We start from the raw sequence: 22,717 nt of genomic DNA, 5'->3' as shown, positions 1-22,717 counted from the left end.
GGCAGTATTGATGACCGCATCCCGCATCGTCTTTCCGCCGCTCAGCTATGTCGGCTGGGGGGCGCTTGGCCAGTTAGTTCCAGAAGTAAAAAGGCTTGGGGCAAAACACGTGTTGGTGATCACCGATCCAGCGCTTGAAAAACTCGGTCTCGTCGAGCAAGTGGCATCTCCGCTCCGGCAAGCAGGGTGCAGCGTGCATGTATATACGGATGTTGTGCCGGAGCCGCCGCTTGAAACGGGGGAGAAGGCGGTGGCGTTTGTCCGCGACGGAGAGTTTGACCTTGTCATCGGCGTCGGCGGCGGCAGCGCGATGGATTTGGCGAAACTGGCCGCTGTTTTGGCCGTGCATGAAGGTTCGGTCGCCGATTATTTAAACTTGACGGGAACGAGAACACTTGAGAAAAAAGGATTGCCGAAAATATTGATTCCGACGACATCAGGCACCGGGTCGGAGGTGACGAACATCTCCGTATTGTCCTTAGAAACGACGAAAGACGTCGTGACGCATGACTATTTGTTGGCGGATGTGGCGATCGTCGACCCGCAACTCACTGTTTCTGTTCCGCCGCGGGTGACAGCGGCGACGGGCATTGATGCGCTTACCCATGCGGTTGAAGCGTACGTGTCGGTCAATGCGAGCCCGACATCGGATGGGTTGGCCATCGCCGCCATGCGCCTGATTTCTCGCTCATTGCGCAAAGCGGTGGAAAACGGAACGGACAAACAGGCGCGCACCGATATGGCGAACGGCAGCTACCTGGCCGGTTTGGCGTTTTTCAACGCCGGGGTGGCCGGCGTGCATGCGCTCGCTTATCCGCTTGGCGGACAGTTTCATATCGCCCATGGCGAATCAAATGCCGTGCTCTTGCCATATGTGATGGGCTACATTCGCCAAAGCTGCACGAAACGAATGGCTGATATCTTAAACGCCCTCGGCGGCAACTCGAGCTTTTTATCAGAGGAGGAGGCGTCGCACCGCTGCGTCGAGGAGCTCGAGCGCCTCGTCGCCGATGTCGGCATTCCGAAGACGCTCGGCGGTTTTGGCATTCCGGAAAGCGCGTTAGAAAGTCTGACGAAGGACGCCGTCCAGCAAAAACGGCTGCTCGCCCGCAGCCCGATGCCGCTTTTGGAAGCCGACATCCGCGCGATTTACCAAGCCGCGTTTGCCGGGACGATCATGGAACCGAACAACAAGTGAGAACACAAAAACAGGGGCTGCTTCAGGCTCCTGTTTTTTCTTTGGCTGTTGGAAATAGGGTCTCGCTCCTCAGGTTGGATCCCCCTTCCGCTCAAGGGGCGACGTTTTTCACGTTTTCTTGATGGTGAAGCAGGAATTTCCACATCGTGGAGCGAACCCATATACATCAGTCGCCTAAATTCGACAAAAGAAGATTCCAGTTTGGTTGAGGGGGAGCGTTTATGTTTACGACTGTCATTACGCCGCGCGTGTCGGAGACGGACGGCGTCGGCCATATTAACAATACGACCGTGCCCGTTTGGTTTGAAGCGGGGCGGCATGAAATTTTCAAGCTGTTTACGCCTGATTTGTCATTCAAACGTTGGCGGATGGTGATCATCCGTATGGAAGTCGATTATGTCAACCAAATGTATTATGGGCAAGATGTGACCGTGTATACCGGCATTGAACGCATCGGCAACACAAGCCTCACGATTTATGAAGAAATCCACCAAAACGGTGTGGTCTGCGCGAAAGGGCGGTCGGTGTATGTCAATTTCAATTTTGACACCGGGCGGCCCGAGCCGATTCCGGATGACATTCGGGCGAAATTGCGCGAACATGTATGGCAGCCAGGCGAGTAGACGAAAGGGGGTGAGTGCGTGAAGGAGCATCATCTTTGGGAGCAAGTGAAAACGAAGCTTGCGCAAAAGCTGTCCGGCCCGTCGTTTGACACTTGGTTTGCTTCGACGTCTGCGACGGTGGATGAGGATTGGCTCATCATCGAATGCCTAAACGAGATTCAATGTGAATGGCTGCAAACAAGATACGGCGAACTCATCAGTGAAACCGTCCGCGAAGTGTTCGGCCGCGAGATGCGCATCTTCGTCTCTGTCCACGGCGAGCGGCAGCGAATCGAAAAGCGGCTCGAACAGCGGAACGGCGTTCCCATGACCTTTCGCCAATATATGACCCAGCTTGAGAAGCAAGTGGATGAGCTTGAGCGGCGCATTGACCACTACGCGCGAATCATTGATGAGCTGCTCGCGTCCCGCCCGATCCACTGATGATCCCCTATGAGCAACCTCCAATAAGAAGCGGCCTCCGCTCGATCATGCGAAGGCCGCTTTTTCGCGCGTGTTTTTATGTAATAAAAAGTTACGCTGATATGATAAATGCGTATATTAAACTGATTTTTTATGCGATTATTCATTATTTTATGTTAAAAATATGTTATATAAGTTTACAAATAAAATGCATACTTCGTTTTTTGCATGATATGATGGGCACAACCAAGGCACACAGGGGAATGTGAGGGTGATGAAAACAAGAACGGTCGGATTATGGGAGATGCTGGTGATGACGATCCGGCTTTGGCTGCATCGATGACAATAAGAAAGTGGAACAACGTATGAAGTATGGAGGGATGGCGACGTGAAACGAAAACTCGTGTTAATCGGCAACGGCATGGCGGGGGTTCGCTGCATCGAGGAGATTTTAAAACTTGACCGTGAGGCGTTTGAGATCACGATTTTTGGCAGCGAACCGCATCCGAATTATAACCGCATTTTGTTGTCGAAGGTGCTGCAAGGGGATACGTCCATTGATGAGATTACCTTGAACAGTTGGGAATGGTACGAACGAAACGGCATTCGGCTGTTTGCCGGTGAAACGGTGACGGAAGTCGACAGCGAGCGGCGGCTTGTCCGGACCGACCGTGGGCGGGTAGTCGAATACGATGAATTGATTTTCGCGACGGGGTCGAATCCGTTTATCTTGCCGGTGCCGGGAGCGGATTTGCCCGGGGTGACGGCGTTTCGCGACATCCAAGATTGCGAGCGGATGATCGAATATGCGAAGACGTACAAAAAAGCGGCGGTCATCGGCGGCGGCTTGCTTGGATTGGAGGCGGCACGCGGCCTGCTTAACTTAGGGATGGATGTCGATGTCATCCATATTTTCGACTATTTGATGGAACGCCAGCTTGACCCGACCGCTTCGAAGCTGCTGCAGCGGGAGCTGGAGAAACAAGGGATGAACTTTTTGCTTCGCAAAGAGACGGCCGAATTGTTCGGCAACGGCCGTGTGGAAGGAGTGCGATTTAAGGACGGTACGTCCATTGCCGCCGACTTGGTGGTGATGGCGGTCGGCATTCGTCCGAATGTTGAGTTAGCGCGGAAAAGCGGCATTGAGGTGAATCGAGGAATCGTTGTCAATGACTACTTGGAAACGAGTGTGCCGCACATTTACGCGGTCGGTGAATGCGCGGAACATCGCGGTGTTGTGTATGGACTCGTCGCTCCGCTTTATGAACAGGGGAAAGTGCTGGCACAAGCGATTTGCGGCCGAAAAGGAAAGCCGTACGAAGGATCCGTCGTCTCGACCCAACTGAAAGTGTCAGGCGTCGATGTGTTCTCAGCCGGCGAGTTTATGGACGTTGAGGGCACGGAATCGATCAAGTTGTACGACGAAGCGCGCTCGGTGTACAAGAAAGTCGTCGTTCGCGAAGGGAAAATCGTTGGTGCCGTGCTGTTTGGCGATACAAGCGAAGGAAGAAAACTATTTGATATGATCCAGCGCGGCGATTCGCTTGAGGCGCTTTCTCTTTCGTTATTGACGCCGGCTTCATCGGGAGGAAAAGGAAGCCTTGTGGCGGCGATGGCGGATACCGATGTCGTCTGTGGCTGCAACGGGGTGACAAAAGGCGCGATTTGTCAGGCGATCGCCGAACACGGGCTCAAGACGGTCGCCGAGGTGCGCGACTATACGAACGCGTCCCGCTCATGCGGCGGGTGTAAAGGGCTTGTCGCCGAGCTGCTTGAGCATATGCTCGGTGAAGAAGCGAATCGGTATACGGTGAAAGAAACGATCTGCGGCTGCACGGACCTAAGCCGTGAGGAAGTGCTCGAGGCCATCGAACAAAGACGGTTGATGACGGTCAAAGAAGTCATGAGCGTATTGGGATGGAAAAACGAGGAAGGCTGTTCCAAATGCCGTCCGGCGCTCAATTATTACCTGGGCATGCTTTATCCGGGTGAGTACGATGAAGAAGCGGAATCTTTGTTTGTCAATGAACGGCTGCACGCCAACATCCAGGCCGATGGCACGTACTCCGTTGTGCCGCGCATATACGGCGGGGTGACCACAGCCGAGCAGCTGCGGAACATCGCCGATGTCGCGGAAAAATACAACGTGCCGATGATTAAGATCACAGGCGGGCAGCGCATCGACTTGCTTGGGGTGAAAAAAGAAGATTTGCCGCGCATTTGGGCCGATCTCGGCATGCCGTCAGGCTACGCCTACGCCAAGGCGCTGCGGACGGTGAAAACGTGCGTCGGCAAGCAGTTTTGCCGCTTTGGCACGCAAGATTCAACCGGGCTTGGCATTCGGATGGAACAAACATTTGAGCGGCTGAAAACGCCGCATAAAGTGAAAATGGCCGTCTCCGCCTGCCCGCGCAACTGCGCGGAATCGGGCATTAAAGATGTCGGCATCGTCGGCGTCGAGGGCGGATGGGAGATTTATGTCGGCGGCAACGGCGGCACCCATTTGCGTGCAGCTGACTTGCTTTGCACGGTCAAGACGGAAGACGAGGTGATCGAGATGACCGGCGCTTTTTTGCAATATTACCGCGAGTCCGCGCATTATTTGGAACGGACGTCCAAATGGGTCGAGCGCGTTGGGCTTGAGCATATCCGCGAAGTGTTGTTCGATGTGGAAACGCGCCGCGCGCTGCTCGAACGGCTTCACAAAGCTCTTTCGGCGACAAAAGATCCGTGGCGGGACATCGTCGAAAACGAGAGACTGCAACAAATGTTGTTCCGCGATATCGGCGACAAAGAGCCGGTGCCGGTGGAATGAAGGGGGATGACGGCGGGCGAACGGAAAGATGGGCGGGCAAAAAAGCCGGTTGCTTCCGCCGCCCAGCCTTATCCAGCGTTTCAGCGGAGAGAAAAGAGGCTGCCCAACAGGCTGGCCTTTGACTATGCATCCATGCGAGGAGGATCAAGTGATGATGAGAGTAGAAGTGGGAACAATCGAACAGTTGCCGAAACGGCTTGGAAAATGTGTGCGTATCGGAGCGCTTGAACTTGCTTTATTTCGTACGGGTGAAGACCGGGTATATGCCGTTGAAAACCGCTGTCCGCATAAAGGAGGTGATCTGTCGCAAGGCATTGTCAGCGGCGAGTATGTGTTTTGTCCGCTTCATGATTGGAAAATTTGCTTAAGAGACGGTCAGGCGCAGGCGCCGGATGAAGGGTGTGTCAAAACGTACCGCGTGGCTGTGGAAGACGGCTGTGTATATGTGGAGTTGTAGGAAACGGGTGAATGACGATGACGAATGAATTGCTGCGCTACTTTCGCGCCAAGGAAAAAGAACGGGCGTCGGAAACGGCCGCCGCGACCCAATGTCCGTTTTGCAGCGTCCAGTGCACGCTTCAGCTGGTGGAGGAGCGGATTGTGGAACGGCGCCGCTACAAGGCGGTCCCGACCGACAACCCGACGTCCAACGGCCGCCTTTGTTTAAAGGGGATGAACGCCCACCAGCACGCTTTGCATCCCGAGCGGCTGTTGGTTCCGCTTGCGAAAGTGGACGGCCGGTTTGTGCGGGTAAGTTGGGAGGAGGCGCTTTCGCTGATCGTGGAACGAATCATCTCCATTCAGAAGGAAGATGGAGTTGATGCGTTTGCCGTTTACGGCGGCGGGTCATTGACGAACGAGGAAGCGTATTTGCTTGGAAAATTTGCCCGCGTGGCGCTCAAGACACGGCATATTGACTACAACGGACGCTTTTGCATGTCGGCAGCCGCAGCGGCCATGAACGACGCATTCGGTCTTGACCGCGGGTTGACGAATCCACTGTCCGATATTCCGCTCGCTCAGACGATCATTTTGGCTGGGACCAATATCGCCGAATGCCAGCCGACGTTGATGCCGTATTTTTATGAAGCGAAGAAGAACGGCGCTTTTATCATCGTGGTGGATCCGCGGGAAACGAAAACGGCGGCGTTGGCGGATCTGCACCTGCCGCTCAAGCCCGGAACGGATGCGGCATTGGCCGTCGGCATAGGAAAAGTGTTGCTTGACGAAGGATTTATCGATGAAGCGTTTGTGCGCGAGCGGACGGTTGGGTTTGCCGAATGGAAACAGCACATAGAAGCAGTGGAGATGGATGAGATCGTCCGGCTGACTGACGTGCCGGAAGAGAAGATTCGCTTGGCGGCGCGAAAGTACGGGGAGGCGGCCGATGCGATCGTGCTCACGGCGCGCGGCTTGGAGCAGCAGGCGGACGGCTATGCGGCGGTCAGACACTGGATGAATGTCGTATTGGCGACAGGGAAAATCGGCCGTCCCGGTTCGGGTTTTGGATCGATCACTGGGCAAGGAAACGGACAAGGCGGCCGCGAACATGGACAAAAAGCTGATCAGCTGCCGGGCTATCGAAGCATTGAGCATCCGGAACACCGCCGGTATATTGCGAACATATGGGGCATTTCGCCGGATGAGCTGCCGCGAAAGGGAGTGTCAGCGTATGAAATGATGCAAAAAATCGGTGCGGGCGAGATTACCGGGCTGTTGGTCATGGGATCGAACCCCGTCGTCTCGAGCCCGAATGCGGCGTTTGTGGCCAAAGCGATGCAAAAACTGAAGTTTCTTGTCGTTGCGGATATGTTTTTGTCGGAAACAGCCGAGCTGGCCGATCTCGTGCTGCCTGTTTCGTCGTATTTGGAAGACGAAGGCACGGTGACGAACGTCGAAGGGCGGGTGTGCTTTCGGCCGGCGGCTCGGAAGCGTCCTGGGGAGGTGAAACATGATTGGGAAATTTTATGCGCGATTGCGCACAAGCTTGGCAAGGGCCGCTGCTTTTCCTTTACGTCAGCCGAAGAGATTTTCAACGAACTGCGGCTGGCAAGCCGCGGCGGCAAAGCAGATTATTACGGTGTGACGTATGAGCGGCTTCGGCGCGAACGTGTCTACTGGCCTTGCCCCGATCCGCATCATCCTGGGACTCCTCGACTGTTTACGGAACGGTTTGCTCATCCGGACGGCAAGGCTCGGTTTGCGGTTTTGCCGTTTCGGCCGGAGAAAGAGGAGACGGATGAATGGTATCCGCTTTATTTAACGACCGGACGGGTGCTTGCTCATTATTTGAGCGGAACGCAAACGCGGCGGAGCCCGGCGCTTTCGGCGCGGCAGCCGGAGGCGACCGTCGAGATCCACCCGAGGACAGCCAAACGATACGGGATCGGCCCAGGGATGCTTGTGCGCATTGAAACGCGGCGCGGTGCGGCGGTCGCCCGCAGCCGTTACAATGATCAAATTCGCGAGGATACCATCTTTGTCCCATTCCACTGGAGCGGCCTTGGGCAAATCAACAACGTCACGTCCGATGAGCTCGATCCGCATTGCCGGATGCCGGCGTTTAAGCGGTGCGCAGCTCGGGTGCGGCCGGTTGTTGATTTAGGGAGAAATTAGCCATCAAGATTCAAACATCGTTCTGCCTCTCATCAGCAGTTGGAAACCGCACTCATTAAGGTTCGCGAGCGGGGAACGCTATGGTGATGGGTCTAGTCAATCGCCGAATTTTTCAATGAATCACGAATGCAGAAAAAAAACTTCCCGGCAATACGGCGGGAAGTAGGTGGAGAAATCGCTTTCATTTCCATTTTAGCATAACGAACATTCTGTGCCAAGGGGGAGTCGGGGGAAGATGGCGAGGAAATCGTTTTGGCGCGTCGGGCATGCGCCGACGCTTTTATCGTCGTTTTTGTATTTTGATATCAGCTTTATGATTTGGAACTTGCTTGGCGCGCTTGGTGTATTTGTCGCTGAGTCGTTTGCGCTCACGCCGGCGGAAAAAGGGATGATGGTCGCCATTCCCGTGTTGGGCGGGGCGCTGCTTCGCATTCCGATGGGGATGCTCGCCGACCGCTGGGGCGGGAAGCGGGCTGGTCTGCTTGGCATGGCGGTGACAGTTGTGCCGCTTGTGTGGGGGTGGCAGTTCGCTGACCGGATGTCGGATGTGTATGCGCTCGGATTTTTATTAGGGGTGGGCGGAGCCAGCTTTGCCGTTGCGTTGCCGCTTGCGAGCCGCTGGTATCCGAAAGAATATCAAGGGCTGGCCATGGGGATCGCTGGGGCCGGAAACAGCGGGACGGTGCTGGCAACGCTGTTTGGCCCGCGGCTGGCGGAGGCGTATGGGTGGAACGCGGTGTTCGGGTTGGCGCTCGTACCGCTAGTTGTTGTCTTTTTTCTATTCGCTTGGCTGGCGCGTGAATGTCCAACAGCGGTGAAACCCGTTTCGTTGCGTGAATACGGAGCCGTTCTCCGTCGAAAAGAAGCATGGCTGTTTTGTTTCTTCTACAGCTTGTCATTCGGCGGATTTGTCGGGCTGACGGGATACTTAGGCATTTTCTTCTTTGATGAATACGGCGTCAGTAAAGTCACGGCCGGCGATTTCGTCACCGCCGTCGTGTTTGCGGGCAGTTTCATCCGCCCGATTGGCGGTTATCTCGCTGACCGGATCGGCGGAATGCGGCTTCTTTCCTTGTTGTTTGCCGCTGGGACTTTGTTGCTGGCTTGCATCGGTACATTGCCGTCTCTTTTCGTCCTGTTCGGATTGATGGTTGCTCTTTTCCTTTGTTTTGGCGCGGCGAACGGTGCTTTGTTCCAAGTCGTTCCGACGTGGTTTCCGAAAGAGGTTGGCTTGTTGACGGGCATCATCGGCGCCGCTGGCGGACTGGGAGGGTTTTTGCTGCCGAACGTGCTCGGGGTGATGAAGCAGTGGACCGGCTCTTCGGCGTATGGGTTTTGGATGCTTGCTTTCGTTTTCGCGATCGCGGTGATGGCTGCTCGTCGCCTTCAAGGGACGACGGTTACGATCGAACATTTCTCTCAAAAAGCAGCAGAATGAATGGGGCAACCCAAAGAGGCGCTGCAAACTTTCAAAGGAAATCGTTTGATTGAACGAAAAAACTGGTGGAAAACAGTCCTTTCTTTAGGTTGACAAAGAGGGGGCGGTTTTGCGACGTCCACCCTTATCACTGATTTCGGAAGGCTCTCGCCTCTGTAAGGAAACAGGCGGAGCCTTCTTCATCATCTTCCTTCAGAAAGCCTCCAACGGGTTTCAGACGAAGAGGGAGATCGATATAGTAGGGAGAAGGAGGCAGGTGTCCAACCTTGAAAAGAAATGGAGGAAGAAATCGTGTCAAACGATCATGCGCTGCGTTTAGACCATCAGCTTTGTTTTGCCATTTATGCTTGTTTTCGTGAATTGACGAAGTTATATCGTCCTTTTCTTGAAGAAATAGGGATTACATATCCGCAATATCTCGTTTTGCTCGTGTTGTGGGAGCAAGGGGAGACGACAATGAAAGAGCTTGGAAAACGATTGTATTTGGATTCCGGCACACTGACGCCAATGTTGAAAAGAATGGAGGAGAATGGCCTCGTTCAACGGTTGAGATCGCCAGAAGACGAACGGGTTGTGCGCATTGTTTTAACAGAACAGGGCGAGAAAATCAAACAAAAGGCACAATGCATACCAGAAGAAATTGTCAAACGAGTAGGGCTTTCCAATCAAGAGTGGAGCGAATTGTTGATGTTGCTGCGGTCGTTGCTTGTGCGGCTGAATGATGAACAACATTCTTCTTGGTCAAATGTGCCCGTACTCCAAAGCTGTCCGCGGCAATATTGATGTAACCCTGTCTATTGAAGAATGATGATGAGAAAAGGTGCCCGTGAAGAAATTCAGGGCACTTTCTCATTTGCGATCGTTTTACAATCGATTTTGCAAAAAACGAAGCAGTTCATCTGCTCGGTTGCCGATGAGCGCGATCAGTTGCTCAAACATCGCATCGCGCTCCAGATCGAGCTCAATGATGCGCTTGGCCAGTTCGAGCGCTTGTTTGTCCATGGCGGCGTCCTCCTTCGATCGTCTGGGCGGGGTGGAATCGTTCGTATTCGCGTCGCAGTTCGGCCATTGTCCATTCTTCAAGCCGATCACGGTCAGCGGCTAAGCCGAACCGTACGAGCTGTTCAATATAAAATTGCTTTTTCTTCCGCACGGCGCTTCTCATCCATGTCCCCATTCGATTCCCTCCCTGTTTTTACCTTTACCATACTATCTTTTTCTTCAGTGTACAGCAAATGTGTTAAGCTCATTTACAGGAAATTTAAAAAATATGTTAATTTTATTTACAAAAGTTAGCGAGCTAACATCATTTTTTGTATAATTACGTTAGAAAATATAACGTATTGAGGTGAGGAGTATGACAGCTCATCCGCAAGAAGATCACTACAAATACAAAAAAGTCATTTCGATCGGGGTTGTCAGCGAACTGACCGGGCTGTCGCAACGGCAAATTCGTTATTACGAGGAACGGAAGCTGGTGTTCCCTGACCGTTCGAAAGGCATCCGCAAATATTCGTTCGCCGATGTGGAGCAGTTGATGAAAATCGCCAATCAGCGCGAGGAAGGGGTATCGACGTGGGAAATCCGTCAAGAGATGACGAAAGAGCTGCGCGAGCGGATGTTGAAAGGGCAAATGAATGCGCATTTTCGGATGCGTTCCTAGGGGCGCGGGCAGATTCGAATTTTGGATGCATCCCTGCTTGGAAGCAGAGCATGCGGAAAACCGCCTGGCCGTGTGCCAACAGGATGTAAACACAGCGGCGTTTGTCCAATAATAAGAGCATAGTTGCTTGGCGCGCACAGAGATTCGTGCGCGCTTTTTTTGTTGCAGGATCAAAAGGTTGGTTTAAAAATATTAATCTTTTTTATTAAATGACTAGACAAATAAAAATAAATGTATATAATTTAAATTGAAAACGATATCATTTGTTTTACTCAATGCAAAGAGGAGGAATGAACCATGAAACGGATTTTATTGGCGTGCAGTTCTGGAATGTCGACAAGCTTGCTAGTGACGAAAATGCAGGAGTATGCCAAATCCGTCGGTGAGGAGGCAGAGATTTGGGCGGTCGGCCAAGATCAGGCGAAAAAAGAGATGGCCAAAGCTGATGTCGTCCTTATTGGTCCACAAATGAGCTTTTTGAAAGGGGAATTGCAAAAAGAAGCGCAAAAATATGGCATTCCAGTCGATGTCATTGACATGGTGGCTTATGGGATGGCGGATGGCAAAAAAGTGTATGAGCAGGCATTAAAATTGATGGGGGACAAGTAAGATGGAAAAAATCGATGTCAATCAACTCACCAATGAACAAGTCGCTTTCCAGCTGATTTTGCATAGCGGCAATGCCCGCAGCAAAATCGTCCAAGCCATCCGTGAATACCGGAACGGACAGGTCGGAGAAGCGGAGCGGCTGATTCAAGAAGCAGAGCAAGACTTAAGCATCGCCCATGATGTTCATTTTCAGCTCATTCAAAAAGAAGCGGGTGGAGAAGAAACAAATCTTACGTTGCTTCTTATGCATGCGGAAGACCATGTCATGTCAACGCTGGCAATGAAAGAAATTGTAAAAGAAATGCTTGCGCTGTTGAAGGAACGAAACGTGTAAAGGGAGGATGGCGACATGAACCAAGCATTATTCGAAAAACTAAGCAAAGTTCTCGTTCCGATCGCAGGAAAGTTGAACAATAGCCGTTATTTGCAAGTGTTGCGCGATGCGTTTATGTTAGCATTTCCGCTGACGATTTTCGGTTCAATCGCGGTCGTCATCGCTAACTTGCCGTTTTTGGACAAGGTGATGAGTGAAAACAGCCTCAATACACTCAAGGAGATGCTCGGCGTTGCTCCAAATGCAACGATGGGCGTGATGACGATTTTTGTTGTATTCGGCATTGGTTACTATTTATCGAAAAGTTATGAAGTCGAAGGGGTTTTTGGCGGTGCGATCGCGTTAGCTTCTTTTCTCTTGTTGACGCCATTCGTTTTGCAGGTTGAGGGGAAAGAGGCTGTGCAAGGAGTCATCCCGCTCGACCGCCTAGGAGCGAAAGGGATGTTTCTTGGCATGATTACCGCATTTACTGCTGGTGAAATTTACCGGAAGGTTGTACAAAAAAATATTACAATCAAAATGCCGGCCGGGGTGCCGCCGGCGGTTGCGAAGTCGTTTGCGGCGTTGATTCCGGCGGTGGTCACCCTGACCTTCTTCCTCGTCGTTAATATCATTGTAACACAAATTTTTAAGACAAACATGCATGATGTCATTTACAATGCAGTGCAAGCACCGCTTGTCGGGCTGGGAAGCGGCATTATTCCAACGCTGATCGCGATTTTTGTCACGCAAATTTTGTGGTTTTTCGGATTGCATGGGCAAATCATCATTAACTCGGTGATGGATCCGATTTGGAACACACTGTCGCTCGAAAACTTAAATGCGTATACAAAAACGGGGGAAGTTCCGCATGTCGTCAGCAAACAGTTTATTGAAATTTACACGGTCGGCATGGGCGGAACGGGAATGACGCTCGCTGTCATTTTCGCCATCTTGCTCTTTATGAAGAGCAAGCAAATGAAGCAGGTGGCTAAGCTCGGGCTCGGACCCGGAATCTTTAACGTCAATGAACCGATTATTTTCGGTTTGCCGGTCGTGATGAATCCGCTCGTCATCGTCCCGTGGATTTTGGCACCGATGGTCGTCACGTTGGTGACCTATTTGGCGATGTCCTCAGGCCTTGTACCGCCGCCTAACGGCGTAGCGGTGCCGTGGACGGTGCCGATTTTCATCAACGGCATTATGGCGACGAACTCGCTGGCCGGCGGATTGCTGCAAGTGGTCAATTTCCTGATTGTGCTTGTCATTTGGTTTCCATTCTTAAAGTTCATTGACCGGATGAACTTGCAAAAAGAGCGGGAAGAGGGGCAAGACGCTGCGAAAAGTGCATCATAACGATACAGCAAATGAGGTGAATCACGATGGAACAACGATCAAAGCAACCAATCACGTATCGCTTTCCTGCCGGATTTTGGTGGGGAAGTGCGACATCAGCGACGCAAATCGAAGGAGCGGCAAACGAAGGGGGGAAAGGGAAGAACATTTGGGATCATTGGTATGAGAAGGAGCCACATCGCTTTTTTAACGGTGTCGGTCCGTCAACCACATCAGATTTTTATCACCGCTACAAAGAGGATATTGCTTTGATGAAGGAGATCGGGCATAATTCATTCCGGTTTTCGATTTCGTGGTCACGCTTGATTCCAGATGGAGTCGGTGAGGTCAATCTGGAAGCCGTGCGGTTTTACAATGCAGTCATTGATGAACTATTGGCGAGTGGGATCGAGCCATTTGTGAATTTGTATCATTTTGATATGCCGTTAGCAATGCAAAATATCGGAGGTTGGGAAAGCCGCGAAGTCGTGGATGCATATACCCGCTACGCCAGCATTTGTTTTGATTTGTTCGGGGATCGGGTAAAAAAATGGTTTACCCACAATGAACCGATCGTTCCGGTGGAAGGCGGGTATTTATATGATTTTCATTACCCCAACATCGTAGACTTCCGCCGCGCTGTACAAGTGGCTTACCATACGATGATTGCTCATGCCAAAGCGGTTGCCGCCTTCCGCAGGGCGGCGATACCGGATGGAAAGATCGGCATTATTTTGAATTTAACGCCGTCTTATCCGCGCAGCCAGCACCCTGCTGATGTGAAAGCGGCGCATATTGCCGATTTGTTGTTTAACAGGAGCTTCCTAGATCCTGCGGTGAAAGGAGAATACCCGCAAGATTTGATTGAACTGTTGGATGAACATGGATTTTTGCCTGTAACGGAAGCCGGTGATCGCGAGCTGATCAAAGAAAACACGATTGATTTGCTCGGCATCAACTACTATCAACCGCGCCGCGTCAAGGCAAAAGAAAATATGCCAAATCCGGACGCCCCGTTTTTGCCTGAACGGTTTTTCGATTACTATGCCATGCCGGGGCGGAAAATGAATCCGTATCGCGGTTGGGAAATTTATGAAAAAGGTATTTATGATATTTTAATTAATATAAAAGAAAAATATGGAAACATTGAGTGCTTTATTTCTGAAAACGGGATGGGTGTTGAAGGAGAAGAACGGTTCCGTGATGAAAGCGGCATGATTCACGATGACTACCGGATTGAATTCATTCAAGAGCATTTAAAATGGGTGCATCGCGCGATTGAAGAAGGAGCAAATGTTAAAGGTTACCATATTTGGGCGTTTATGGACAATTGGTCGTGGACCAATGCCTATAAAAATCGGTATGGGCTCGTGGCAGTCGACTTGGAGAACGGTTTGAAACGAACCATTAAAAAAAGTGGTTATTGGTTTAAATCGTTGGCAGAAAACAACGGATTTTAAACGGAAAGCAAGGCGTCCCGGGCAGCGGGGCGCTTTTTGTCGGTTGGGAGGACGGAGCGGCAACGCAAAAGCAGTGAAGGAGAAAGCCGCATTGGCTATTGTGCAAACAGATGATTGTTCGTACAATGAAAATAGGACAATGACGAGGGATGAAAACGATGCCAAAATATGAGCAAATTTCTAACGAAATACGCAGACGAATTAAAGAGGGAGTGTATTCCCTAGACGAGCCGATTCCTGATGAAATCTCGCTCGCTGAGGAGTTTGGCTGCAGCCGGATGACCGTGAAACGGGCGCTTGATCTGCTTGTGTCCGAAGGGCTGTTGTATCGAAAGCGCGGCCATGGCACGTTTATTGTAAAATCCGCCATGCTTGATGGATTGGTGAACGTCGTCAGCAACGAAACGCTCGGCTTGACGAGTTTATTGAAAGGTCGAAAGGTGACAAGCCATATTATCACGTTTGAAGTGCTGTTTCCATCTGATGAGGTGGCTGCTCATTTGTGCATCGACGCGAACACACCGGTGTACCACTTAATCCGGCTGCGCAATGTGGATGGCGAACCGTACGTCATTGAACGGACGTATATGCCCGTCCATTTGATCCCGGGGCTCAACGAAACGGTGCTTCATGGCTCGATTTATCGTTACATCACTCACGAACTCGGCTTAACGATTGCAGGGTCGCACCGAAAGATCCGCGCGGATAAGCCGAATGAGCTTGATCGCCAGTACTTGCAGTGCGCACCCGACGATCCGGTGTTGGAATTGGAACAGGTTGGTTTTTTGAACAATGGAGAGCCCTTTGAATACTCCTTTTCCCGTCATCGGTACGACAAATTCGTATTCGTCACCGTCAGCACCCGCCGCTAAACGGCGCCTGCTTTCGCGATCCGGGAAGGCAGGCGCGTTTTGTTTGCCGTTCAGGGTTGTTCTTTCCGTCTTTCTTCTAGAGAGTTGGTGGTTTATTGAACGCTCTCCCACCTACGCTAACGCTTAGAGGTGGGAGATTCTTGGGAACACCCGCCCAACGGCAGGCTATGAACCAAGCCATCCCCGTGCGTCCCACGGTTCGACTGCCCTACAACGACAGCAAACGAAGCCCTTCCTGCAAAAACCCGATCGTTTGGTTGATCAGCTCCGCTTGTGTTCGGGTGGGATACAGCCTGGGGCAGGGGGTGAAATGGAACTGGACCTCAGTACGCGCGTCTCCCGACTGGTTATGCAGCGATTTTTTCTCCTTTTTTCTCCATTTATAATGGCGCTCGATCGATTCCATAATGTAAATGGATAGAACGAGCAGGGAAGGATGCCGCCAATGAGAAGCAAAGCGACGCAGTGGCTGTTGTCTGTATGGGGACTGATGGATCCGCTCTATTATGCATGTTCCCGCCTCGAATATGTTGGTGGGAAAGAGAACGGCTGTCGTTCCATTTTCCGCGTCCGTTTGCTTCGATACAAGGGTGAAACCATTCACCTTTCGGACGGAACGACGATCGCGGCCAATGACTGGCTGTTGAAAATTCACCTTCATAATGTTCGTCTGCTTCGCGAACTGATGCAGTATCGAAGCGATATTCAAAAAGGACGTTATATTTTCGAACAAGTGAAAGCCGGTTTGCCGTATGTTGCCCATCATCTTTACCATCACAAACAGTCCTCCCGCATAAAAGGGATCATCGGCGTGACGATGTTAAACAAAGGTTGTGAGAGACTCGGATTTGATGCCATTGACATTGGCAATTCATTTTATCGTTGGTTTAAAATGGCATCCCATTGGCCGATGATGACAGTGGCCCAACACCGTCTCATGCCGCTTGTCCGCCCGCCGAAATATTTGGTGATGTCAAAGGAAAAATTGTTTTCGTTGTACGGCTGCCATCTCATCCACTAACTCCCTCTTTCTTCTCTCCTCCGTTTCACTATAATGGGTATCGAGGGAGGAGAGAAGACGATGACATTCTTTTTTGTTTTTCTTGCAATCTTGTTATTGCTTGCTTTGGCCATTCGCAAAGCCCACCGCAACACGTATGAAGCGGTTTTGCATAAAGTCCAAGTCGGCCGTTCAGAGGATGGAGACGGAGCCCTTCGGATTTTGCAGCTATCGGATTTGCATCTTGAAAAACTGTCGATCACCCCGGACGATTTATACGAAAAGCTGAAAGAGGAAGCGATCGATTTGATCGCGTTGACGGGCGACTTTTTGGACCGTGAGGAAAGCATCGCCAAGCTCAGTCCGTATTTGGGCGCGCTGAATGCATTGAAACCGACGTACGGCATGTATGCGGTGTTTGGCAACCACGATTACGTGCTTCAAGGCGAACCGTTTGCGCGCTTGAAAGCGACGCTTGAGGCGCACGGCTGCGTCGTCTTGCAAAACGAGACGAAAACGATCACCGTCAACGGTCAAACCGTCAATATCATCGGCATCGATGACTTTTACACGGGGCGCAGCGACATCAAAAAGGCATACGCCGGCGTGAAAGACGGCATCAACCTCGTGTTGACGCACGATCCGGACATCGTGCCGCATATGAAAGACTATCATTTTGACTACTTGTTGTCCGGCCATTTCCACGGCGGGCAAATTCATTGGCCAAAGCCGTACCATTTGGCGAAAATGAGCAAAACGCTCACCGAGCGGAACATGATCAAAGGTTATCATGAATGGGAGGGGAAACCGTTTTATATCAACGAAGGGCTTGGGCAAACCGGGGTGAACATTCGAATCGGCTCGAAGCCGGAAGTGACGCTCCACTTGTTGGCGCTGCCGTCCCGAAGAGAAGCAGTGAAAGCTGTCTAATTGGCAGCTTTTTATTTTTTTATTAGGCAGGAAAGCGGTTTCGCTTGCGCGTGCCACCATGCGGCGCGCTTTTTGTGTGGACTCGTCTCCCTGTTGTTGGGGGAAATCAATGACCGTTTGCATAGACAAGGGAAACAATCGCCATACTTTTTAAAGAAAGGAGTGAATGGCCAATGGAACCGTCGTGGAAAGCTCTCTTGCCATTTTTAGTTGTCATCCCGATTTCAATTTGGACGAAGCAAGTGATCCCTGGACTGTTTGTCGGGCTGTTGGTCGGCAGCTATTTCATGACGCCGTCGTTGCTTGGCGGGCTGCGGACGATGCTTCATTACGTCGTCGATAACTTGATGCAGACGAACAACATTCGCATCATCATTTTCTTGTATGTGTTCGCCGGTCTTGTCAGCATGATCAAATATACCGGGGGAATCAAAGGGTTCGTCCATCTCGTCAGCAAAAAAGTGAAATCGGCCAAAACCGCCATGCTGCTGACGTGGATTTCGACGATGGTGACGTTTAGCGACCCCGATTTTCGCATCGTCACCGTCGCGCCGATCATGAAGGCGCTGCGCAAACGGCTTGGGCTGTCGTCCCAGCAAATCGGCTTTGCCATTGAGGTGACATCCAACCCGGTTGTCGCGCTCATCCCAATTGCCACCGCGTTTGTCGGCTATATGGTGTCGGTCATCGATAAGGCGCTTGATACGGCTGGCATCGGAGCGGAGCCGTACATCGTGTACGTCCGAAGCATTCCGTTTAACTTTTTCTCGTATGCCATTATTGCGGTTGGGCTCTACTACAGTTTTTTTGTCTATTCGCGCAAAAAACAAGCGGCAGTAAGCGAAAAGCGGAAAGAGGCGCCGATTCGAAGCTGGAACGAGCGGTTGGCGCTCGAAATGGCGGAAGAACAGCGGCCGGCTGACAATGAGCCCAATGAAGCGCAAGGGGAAGAAGGAGACGCGATGCAGACATGCCCGCGCGCTTACCAAAAAGAAACGCCGGTCAAGCCGTGGAATTTGATCGTTCCGCTTTCGATCGTGCTTGTCTTGACGTTGTTTTTAAGTTGGTGGGACGGCCGCCGGGGGGCAAGAACGTTTTGGCAGGCGTTTTTGCAAAGCGATGCGCTCGGTGCGATGTTGGAGGCGCTGTTGTTTACCGTGATCATTACAGTGGCCTTTTTCCTTTGGCAAAAGTTTAAGCTGAACGATTTATTGACTCATTTTGTTAAAGGCGGCAATGAGCTGATTTCCGTCATTTTAATGCTGGCGCTCATTTGGGCGCTGTCGGCTGTGGCGGAGGATTTAGGGTTTTCGCAATACATTACGGGCCATGTCAAAGAATGGATTCCGCCGTTTTTCGTCGCTCCGATTTTGTTTTTGCTTGGCGCCGTCATTTCCTATTTCATCGGCTCGTCATGGGGGACGTGGGGGATGTTGATGCCGCTTGGTGTAACGCTCGCGAGCCAGTCAGGAGCGAATATTTTGCCGGTCATCGGCGCTGTGTTTGCAAGCGGCACATTCGGGGCGTTCGCGTCGCCGCTTAGCGACAATACGGTGACGCTTTGCACCATTTTGGATTTGCCGGTGATGGAATACGCGCGAACGAAGCTGATTCCGTCGTTGATCGCCGCCGGCATCGCCGCCGTTTTGTTCGGCGCGACATCGTTTCTTTTGCATTAACGCCGTTATCGCCCTCTTTCGCCTTCCGTGATACACTAAAAGAAAAAAGAAAGGGGAACGCTGATGGGAGAGGCGGAACGGCGGCTTGAGGAGCTCGGCCAATGGCGGGAGGAAGATCCGAAAGAACGGCTCGAGCAGCTGAATGAGCGGCTCGCGGTGGAGGATGCGTATTATCGGGCCGCAGAAGATGAGCGGGCGCGCGAACGGTATTACCGCCATCTGCCGCTTGAAGGGGACGGATTGATGTTGTTTGTCCGCTATCATGAACTGGCGGCGCACACCCATAAGCGGCGGCTGCCGTATTTTTTCAGCAAGGATGAGTATTTGTACACATGGGTCGACTTGCACCCGGACGGAACGGTGCGCAGCTTGTATTCCGGCGAGCGGAAAGATCCACGAACACTGATCGTTCAAGATGTGGAAACGATGAAGCGGCGTTATGAAGAGTTTCGTCAACTGTTGAGAAGGACGAAAAATGGATGGGGCGATGTGCACGAGCGGGTGAACACGATCGAGCAGCAATGGAAATTCAATGCGGAACATGTTGTCCCGCAGTCGTGGTTTGGCGCCCGCGAACCGATGAAAGGCGATTTGCATCATTTATTCGTTTGTCAGCCGGAGTGCAATACGATGCGGTCGAATTTTCCGTACGCGGATTTCCCGTTTTACAATCCGGAAGATCCCGACGAGCAAATCCAAAACCGCTGCGGCGTCGTCCATAACGGCTATTTCGAGCCGGAATACGGCAAAGGGACGGCGGCAAGGGCGATGCTTTACTTTCTGCTTCGCTACCCGAAGGCGATCGCGAAATCATTCCGGCGCAAAATCGATATTCCGCTCCTTGTCCGTTGGCACGAACAATTTCCGCCAACGGTGTATGAGCATCATCGCAACAGCGCGATTTTCTTCATCCAAGGCAACCGCAATCCGTTCATTGATTTCCCGGAACTAGCGGGAAGGATGGTGTTTCCGTTTGAGGGGGCGCTGTGAAATGAGATTGAGGGCGGATGTCCGCTTTTTGTTTCCAAAGAGCGCCTAATCGTCCGAGAGCGGAAAAACAGCGTGATAATAGGAAGAAAAGCTGTCTCCGAAAAACGGTCGTTTCATTTCGGGAGACAGCTTTTTTGCGGCTAAACAAAGCGTGAGAGAGGTCAAGCGGAAATCGTTTGTTCATCCGTTGTCTGGCGGTCTGCTTGTTTGCGGAAGTACGTTGCGACAATCGGGCCGGAAATATTGTGCCAGACGCTGAAAATAGCGCTTGGAACGGCGGCGAGCGGCGAAAAATGGGCGGTCGCTAAAGCCGCACCAAGCCCAGAGTTTTGCATGCCCACTTCAATGGAAATCGCCTTTTGTTTTGGCGGCGACAGGCGAAACAGTTTGGCAAACCAATACCCAAGCAGCAAGCCCAATCCGTTATGAACAACGACAATAAGAAAAATCAGAAGCCCGCTTTTGGCAATGGCCGCTTGGTTTTGCCCGACGACGGCGGCGACGATGGCAACAATGGCGATGACCGAAACGAGCGGCAGCGCCGGGATGCACGCTTTTACTTGCTTTTGGAACAGCGCCTGGGCGATGAGCCCTAAAACAATCGGAATCAGCACGACTTTAACGATCGACCAAAACAAGGCGGCAGCGGACACCGACAGCCATTTTCCCGCTAAAAGCAAAATGAGCGACGGCGTCAAAATCGGCGCTAAAATCGTCGAAACAGACGTGACGGCGACCGACAGAGCCGTATCTCCTTTCGCCAAATACGTCATGACGTTGGACGCCGTTCCGCCCGGACAGCAGCCGACTAAAATAATGCCAAGCGCCACTTCACGCGAAACCGGCAAGAAATAAGCGAGCAAAAACGCGACAAGCGGCATGATGAGAAACTGGGCAACGACGCCGATTAACACATCAAGCGGACGCTTGAACACCTCTTTAAAATCGTTCGCTGACAGCGTCAATCCCATGCCAAACATCACGATGCCTAAAAGCGGCACAATATACGGGGCGATCCACGTAAACGCGCCGGGAGCGAAAAAAGCAAGCGCTCCGAACAAAAGCACCCAAATCGCAAACGTATTGCCGACAAAGTTGCTGATTCTTCCTAGTGTATTCACTGTACTCACTCCTTGAACAAAGATGGGAAAGATATACAAGAAATTATATATATTTTTTTGAAGAGTTCAACTAATATGAAGAATAATTTTGAAAAAATGTTGACAATATAGAATGATTGTGAAAAAAGTCACTTCCTTTTTCTTCGGTTATGCTATGATAGGAATTGAGAAAAAGAATCATTCTTGACACACATGAGAATAGACAGGGAAATAGGGGGAAAAGACGATGGTGCTGACCGATTTGCATAAAGGAGAAGCAGCGGTCGTCGTCCATTTGGCCGTCGAGCAGGAGGCACTGAAACAGCGCCTCCTTCATCTAGGGGTCAAAGAAGGGAAAACGGTGCGGTTGAAAGCTGCGATGCCGTTTGGCGGACCGGTGATGATCGAAGTTGATGGGCAGGCCATCGGCTTACGGCGCAAAGAGGCGTCATCCATTGAGGTGAAATAAATATGTCGTACGTAGCGCTGTTTGGCAATCCGAACACTGGAAAAACGTCATTGTTTAATTGTTTAACCGGCTCTTATGAATATGTTGGCAACTGGAGCGGGGTAACGGTTGAGAAGAAAGTAGGAGTGCTCCGCCAACACGGTGTGCCGGTCGTCGATTTGCCCGGCATTTACTCGCTCCAGCCGCTGTCCCGTGATGAAGGAGTGGCGACTGATTTCTTATTGACCGAGCCATGCTCGGCAATCGTCAATATCGTTGATGCGTCGCAACTCAAGCGCAACTTGCATTTGACGGTTCAGCTATTGGAATTTGGCCGCCCGCTCATCATCGCTTTGAATATGGTGGATGTCGCTGAAAAACGCGGCGTCAAAATCGATGCCGCCAAGCTGTCACGCCATCTCGGCGTCCCAGTTGTTCCGGTCATCGCCCGAACGGGAAAGGGGACAAAGGAGTTATCGCGCACCATTTTGTCGGCAAAAGACGGACACCATTCCCGCATTTTTATTGATTACGGCGTTGAGGTGGAACGCGCAGTCCGTCGCATTGCTGAGCAACTGCCCGATGACATGCCGGGAGATAAGCGCTGGATGGCGTTGCAATTTCTAGAAGGAAACGAGCGCATCGCCGCCTATTTGCGCGGGCGGTTGGATCTTTCTCCGCTTCTAGAAGCCCGCGCAGAGGCGGAACAGAAGCTCGGATCTTCGGTCGCCGAACAGATTTATGAGACGCGTGACCGCTGGATCGGTGAGGCGATCGCTGTTGCGGCGATCGCGCTTGAGAACAAACCGTTGACATGGACGGAAAAAATCGATGTGGTTGTGACAAACCGTTATGTCGGGCTGCCGATTTTTTTGGCGCTGATGTATCTCGTGTTTATGCTCACGTTTAACTGGCTTGGGACGCCGCTTGCCGATCAGCTTGACGCTTTCTTCTCAGGGCCGTTCACTGATTGGCTGTCCCGTCTTCTCGACTGGGCGGGGGCGTCGCCGTTTATCAAGGCACTCGTTTTGGACGGGATTGTCGCTGGGGTCGGCGGGGTTCTGGTGTTTGTTCCGCAAATTTTCATTTTGTTCTTTTTCATCTCGCTTCTCGAAGACTCCGGGTACATGGCGCGCGTGGCGATGGTGATGGACCGGATGATGGAAGCGATCGGGTTAAACGGCAAGGCGTTTATCCCGATGATCATCGGCTTTGGCTGCAACGTT

23 protein-coding genes are annotated in these 22,717 nt (G+C 51.7%); 20 read left to right on the top strand and 3 right to left on the bottom strand.

Annotated features, from left to right (window positions below; all coding sequences use genetic code 11):
* The first annotated feature begins 10 nt into the window (after positions 1-10).
* From BRO54_RS14170 to BRO54_RS14135, 8 genes are all read left to right on the top strand, one after another.
* Positions 11-1,198, top strand: coding sequence for an iron-containing alcohol dehydrogenase (locus tag BRO54_RS14170; RefSeq protein ID WP_021321592.1), 1,188 nt, complete (start codon positions 11-13; stop codon positions 1,196-1,198).
* A gap of 221 nt (positions 1,199-1,419) precedes the next feature.
* Positions 1,420-1,821 carry an acyl-CoA thioesterase gene (locus BRO54_RS14165; RefSeq protein WP_011231360.1) on the top strand — a complete coding sequence of 134 codons (402 nt, stop codon included), beginning with the start codon at positions 1,420-1,422 and terminating at the stop codon, positions 1,819-1,821.
* A gap of 18 nt (positions 1,822-1,839) precedes the next feature.
* Positions 1,840-2,244 (top strand): DnaA N-terminal domain-containing protein, encoded by a 405-nt coding sequence (locus BRO54_RS14160; protein WP_021321593.1) that lies wholly within the window; start codon positions 1,840-1,842, stop codon positions 2,242-2,244.
* A 367-nt stretch (positions 2,245-2,611) separates the two neighbouring features.
* On the top strand, positions 2,612-5,038 hold the full coding sequence (nirB, locus tag BRO54_RS14155) for a nitrite reductase large subunit NirB (RefSeq protein ID WP_074044359.1): 2,427 nt from the start codon (positions 2,612-2,614) through the stop codon (positions 5,036-5,038).
* Positions 5,039-5,189: 151 nt separating this feature from the next.
* On the top strand, positions 5,190-5,495 hold the full coding sequence (nirD, locus tag BRO54_RS14150) for a nitrite reductase small subunit NirD (RefSeq protein ID WP_033012699.1): 306 nt from the start codon (positions 5,190-5,192) through the stop codon (positions 5,493-5,495).
* Between the two features lie 11 nt (positions 5,496-5,506).
* Entirely contained in the window at positions 5,507-7,654 is a 2,148-nt protein-coding gene (gene nasC, locus BRO54_RS14145) for an assimilatory nitrate reductase catalytic subunit NasC (protein WP_074044358.1), read from the top strand.
* 235 nt (positions 7,655-7,889) lie between these two features.
* Entirely contained in the window at positions 7,890-9,092 is a 1,203-nt protein-coding gene (locus BRO54_RS14140) for a nitrate/nitrite transporter (protein ID WP_074044357.1), read from the top strand.
* Between the two features lie 276 nt (positions 9,093-9,368).
* Positions 9,369-9,875 carry a MarR family winged helix-turn-helix transcriptional regulator gene (locus tag BRO54_RS14135; RefSeq protein WP_074044356.1) on the top strand — a complete coding sequence of 169 codons (507 nt, stop codon included), beginning with the start codon at positions 9,369-9,371 and terminating at the stop codon, positions 9,873-9,875.
* Between the two features lie 81 nt (positions 9,876-9,956).
* Here BRO54_RS14135 and BRO54_RS20110 read toward each other — a convergent pair whose 3' ends face one another.
* Positions 9,957-10,094 (bottom strand): hypothetical protein, encoded by a 138-nt coding sequence (locus tag BRO54_RS20110; protein WP_011231352.1) that lies wholly within the window; start codon positions 10,092-10,094, stop codon positions 9,957-9,959.
* Positions 10,054-10,269, bottom strand: a complete 216-nt coding sequence (locus BRO54_RS14130) for a Fur-regulated basic protein FbpA (protein ID WP_014195964.1) — start codon at positions 10,267-10,269, stop codon at positions 10,054-10,056. The genes BRO54_RS20110 and BRO54_RS14130 overlap by 41 nt, the downstream gene beginning before the upstream one ends.
* A 180-nt stretch (positions 10,270-10,449) precedes the next feature.
* Here BRO54_RS14130 and BRO54_RS14125 point away from each other — a divergent pair, with 180 nt between their 5' ends.
* The 10 genes from BRO54_RS14125 (at position 10,450) to BRO54_RS14075 (ending at position 19,943) form a co-directional block, all read left to right on the top strand.
* A complete protein-coding gene (locus tag BRO54_RS14125; RefSeq protein ID WP_015374948.1) occupies positions 10,450-10,755 on the top strand; it encodes a MerR family transcriptional regulator in 306 nt (101 codons plus the stop codon).
* Between the two features lie 297 nt (positions 10,756-11,052).
* Positions 11,053-11,364 (top strand): PTS sugar transporter subunit IIB, encoded by a 312-nt coding sequence (locus BRO54_RS14120; RefSeq protein WP_013145220.1) that lies wholly within the window; start codon positions 11,053-11,055, stop codon positions 11,362-11,364.
* 1 nt (position 11,365) lies between these two features.
* Positions 11,366-11,698 (top strand): PTS sugar transporter subunit IIA, encoded by a 333-nt coding sequence (locus BRO54_RS14115; RefSeq protein WP_020279317.1) that lies wholly within the window; start codon positions 11,366-11,368, stop codon positions 11,696-11,698.
* A gap of 15 nt (positions 11,699-11,713) precedes the next feature.
* A complete protein-coding gene (gene celB, locus BRO54_RS14110) occupies positions 11,714-13,033 on the top strand; it encodes a PTS cellobiose transporter subunit IIC (RefSeq protein WP_074044355.1) in 1,320 nt (439 codons plus the stop codon).
* 26 nt (positions 13,034-13,059) lie between these two features.
* Positions 13,060-14,472, top strand: a complete 1,413-nt coding sequence (locus tag BRO54_RS14105; protein WP_074044354.1) for a glycoside hydrolase family 1 protein — start codon at positions 13,060-13,062, stop codon at positions 14,470-14,472.
* Between the two features lie 158 nt (positions 14,473-14,630).
* Positions 14,631-15,344, top strand: coding sequence for a GntR family transcriptional regulator (locus tag BRO54_RS14100; protein ID WP_023634484.1), 714 nt, complete (start codon positions 14,631-14,633; stop codon positions 15,342-15,344).
* A gap of 445 nt (positions 15,345-15,789) precedes the next feature.
* Positions 15,790-16,365 carry a YkoP family protein gene (locus BRO54_RS14090; RefSeq protein WP_020279320.1) on the top strand — a complete coding sequence of 192 codons (576 nt, stop codon included), beginning with the start codon at positions 15,790-15,792 and terminating at the stop codon, positions 16,363-16,365.
* 60 nt (positions 16,366-16,425) lie between these two features.
* Positions 16,426-17,274 carry a metallophosphoesterase gene (locus tag BRO54_RS14085; protein WP_033012693.1) on the top strand — a complete coding sequence of 283 codons (849 nt, stop codon included), beginning with the start codon at positions 16,426-16,428 and terminating at the stop codon, positions 17,272-17,274.
* A 173-nt stretch (positions 17,275-17,447) separates the two neighbouring features.
* Positions 17,448-18,953 carry a Na+/H+ antiporter NhaC family protein gene (locus BRO54_RS14080; protein ID WP_021321477.1) on the top strand — a complete coding sequence of 502 codons (1,506 nt, stop codon included), beginning with the start codon at positions 17,448-17,450 and terminating at the stop codon, positions 18,951-18,953.
* A 63-nt stretch (positions 18,954-19,016) separates the two neighbouring features.
* Positions 19,017-19,943 (top strand): endonuclease I family protein, encoded by a 927-nt coding sequence (locus BRO54_RS14075; RefSeq protein ID WP_015374940.1) that lies wholly within the window; start codon positions 19,017-19,019, stop codon positions 19,941-19,943.
* Positions 19,944-20,104: 161 nt separating this feature from the next.
* Here the strand turns inward: BRO54_RS14075 and BRO54_RS14070 are convergent, their stop codons facing one another.
* Positions 20,105-21,064, bottom strand: a complete 960-nt coding sequence (locus BRO54_RS14070) for a bile acid:sodium symporter family protein (protein WP_074044353.1) — start codon at positions 21,062-21,064, stop codon at positions 20,105-20,107.
* A 226-nt stretch (positions 21,065-21,290) separates the two neighbouring features.
* Between BRO54_RS14070 and BRO54_RS14065 the strand changes: the two genes are divergently transcribed.
* Positions 21,291-21,512, top strand: a complete 222-nt coding sequence (locus BRO54_RS14065) for a FeoA family protein (RefSeq protein ID WP_074044352.1) — start codon at positions 21,291-21,293, stop codon at positions 21,510-21,512.
* A 2-nt stretch (positions 21,513-21,514) separates the two neighbouring features.
* The coding region (feoB, locus tag BRO54_RS14060; RefSeq protein ID WP_074044351.1) for a ferrous iron transport protein B at positions 21,515-22,717 on the top strand (1,203 nt) is incomplete at its 3' end.

It is taken from the genome of Geobacillus proteiniphilus (assembly GCF_001908025.1).
Classification (GTDB): Bacteria; Bacillota; Bacilli; order Bacillales; family Anoxybacillaceae; genus Geobacillus; species Geobacillus proteiniphilus.
Note: the sequence above shows the minus strand (reverse complement) of the source record. Positions and strands in the feature narration are given on the sequence as shown.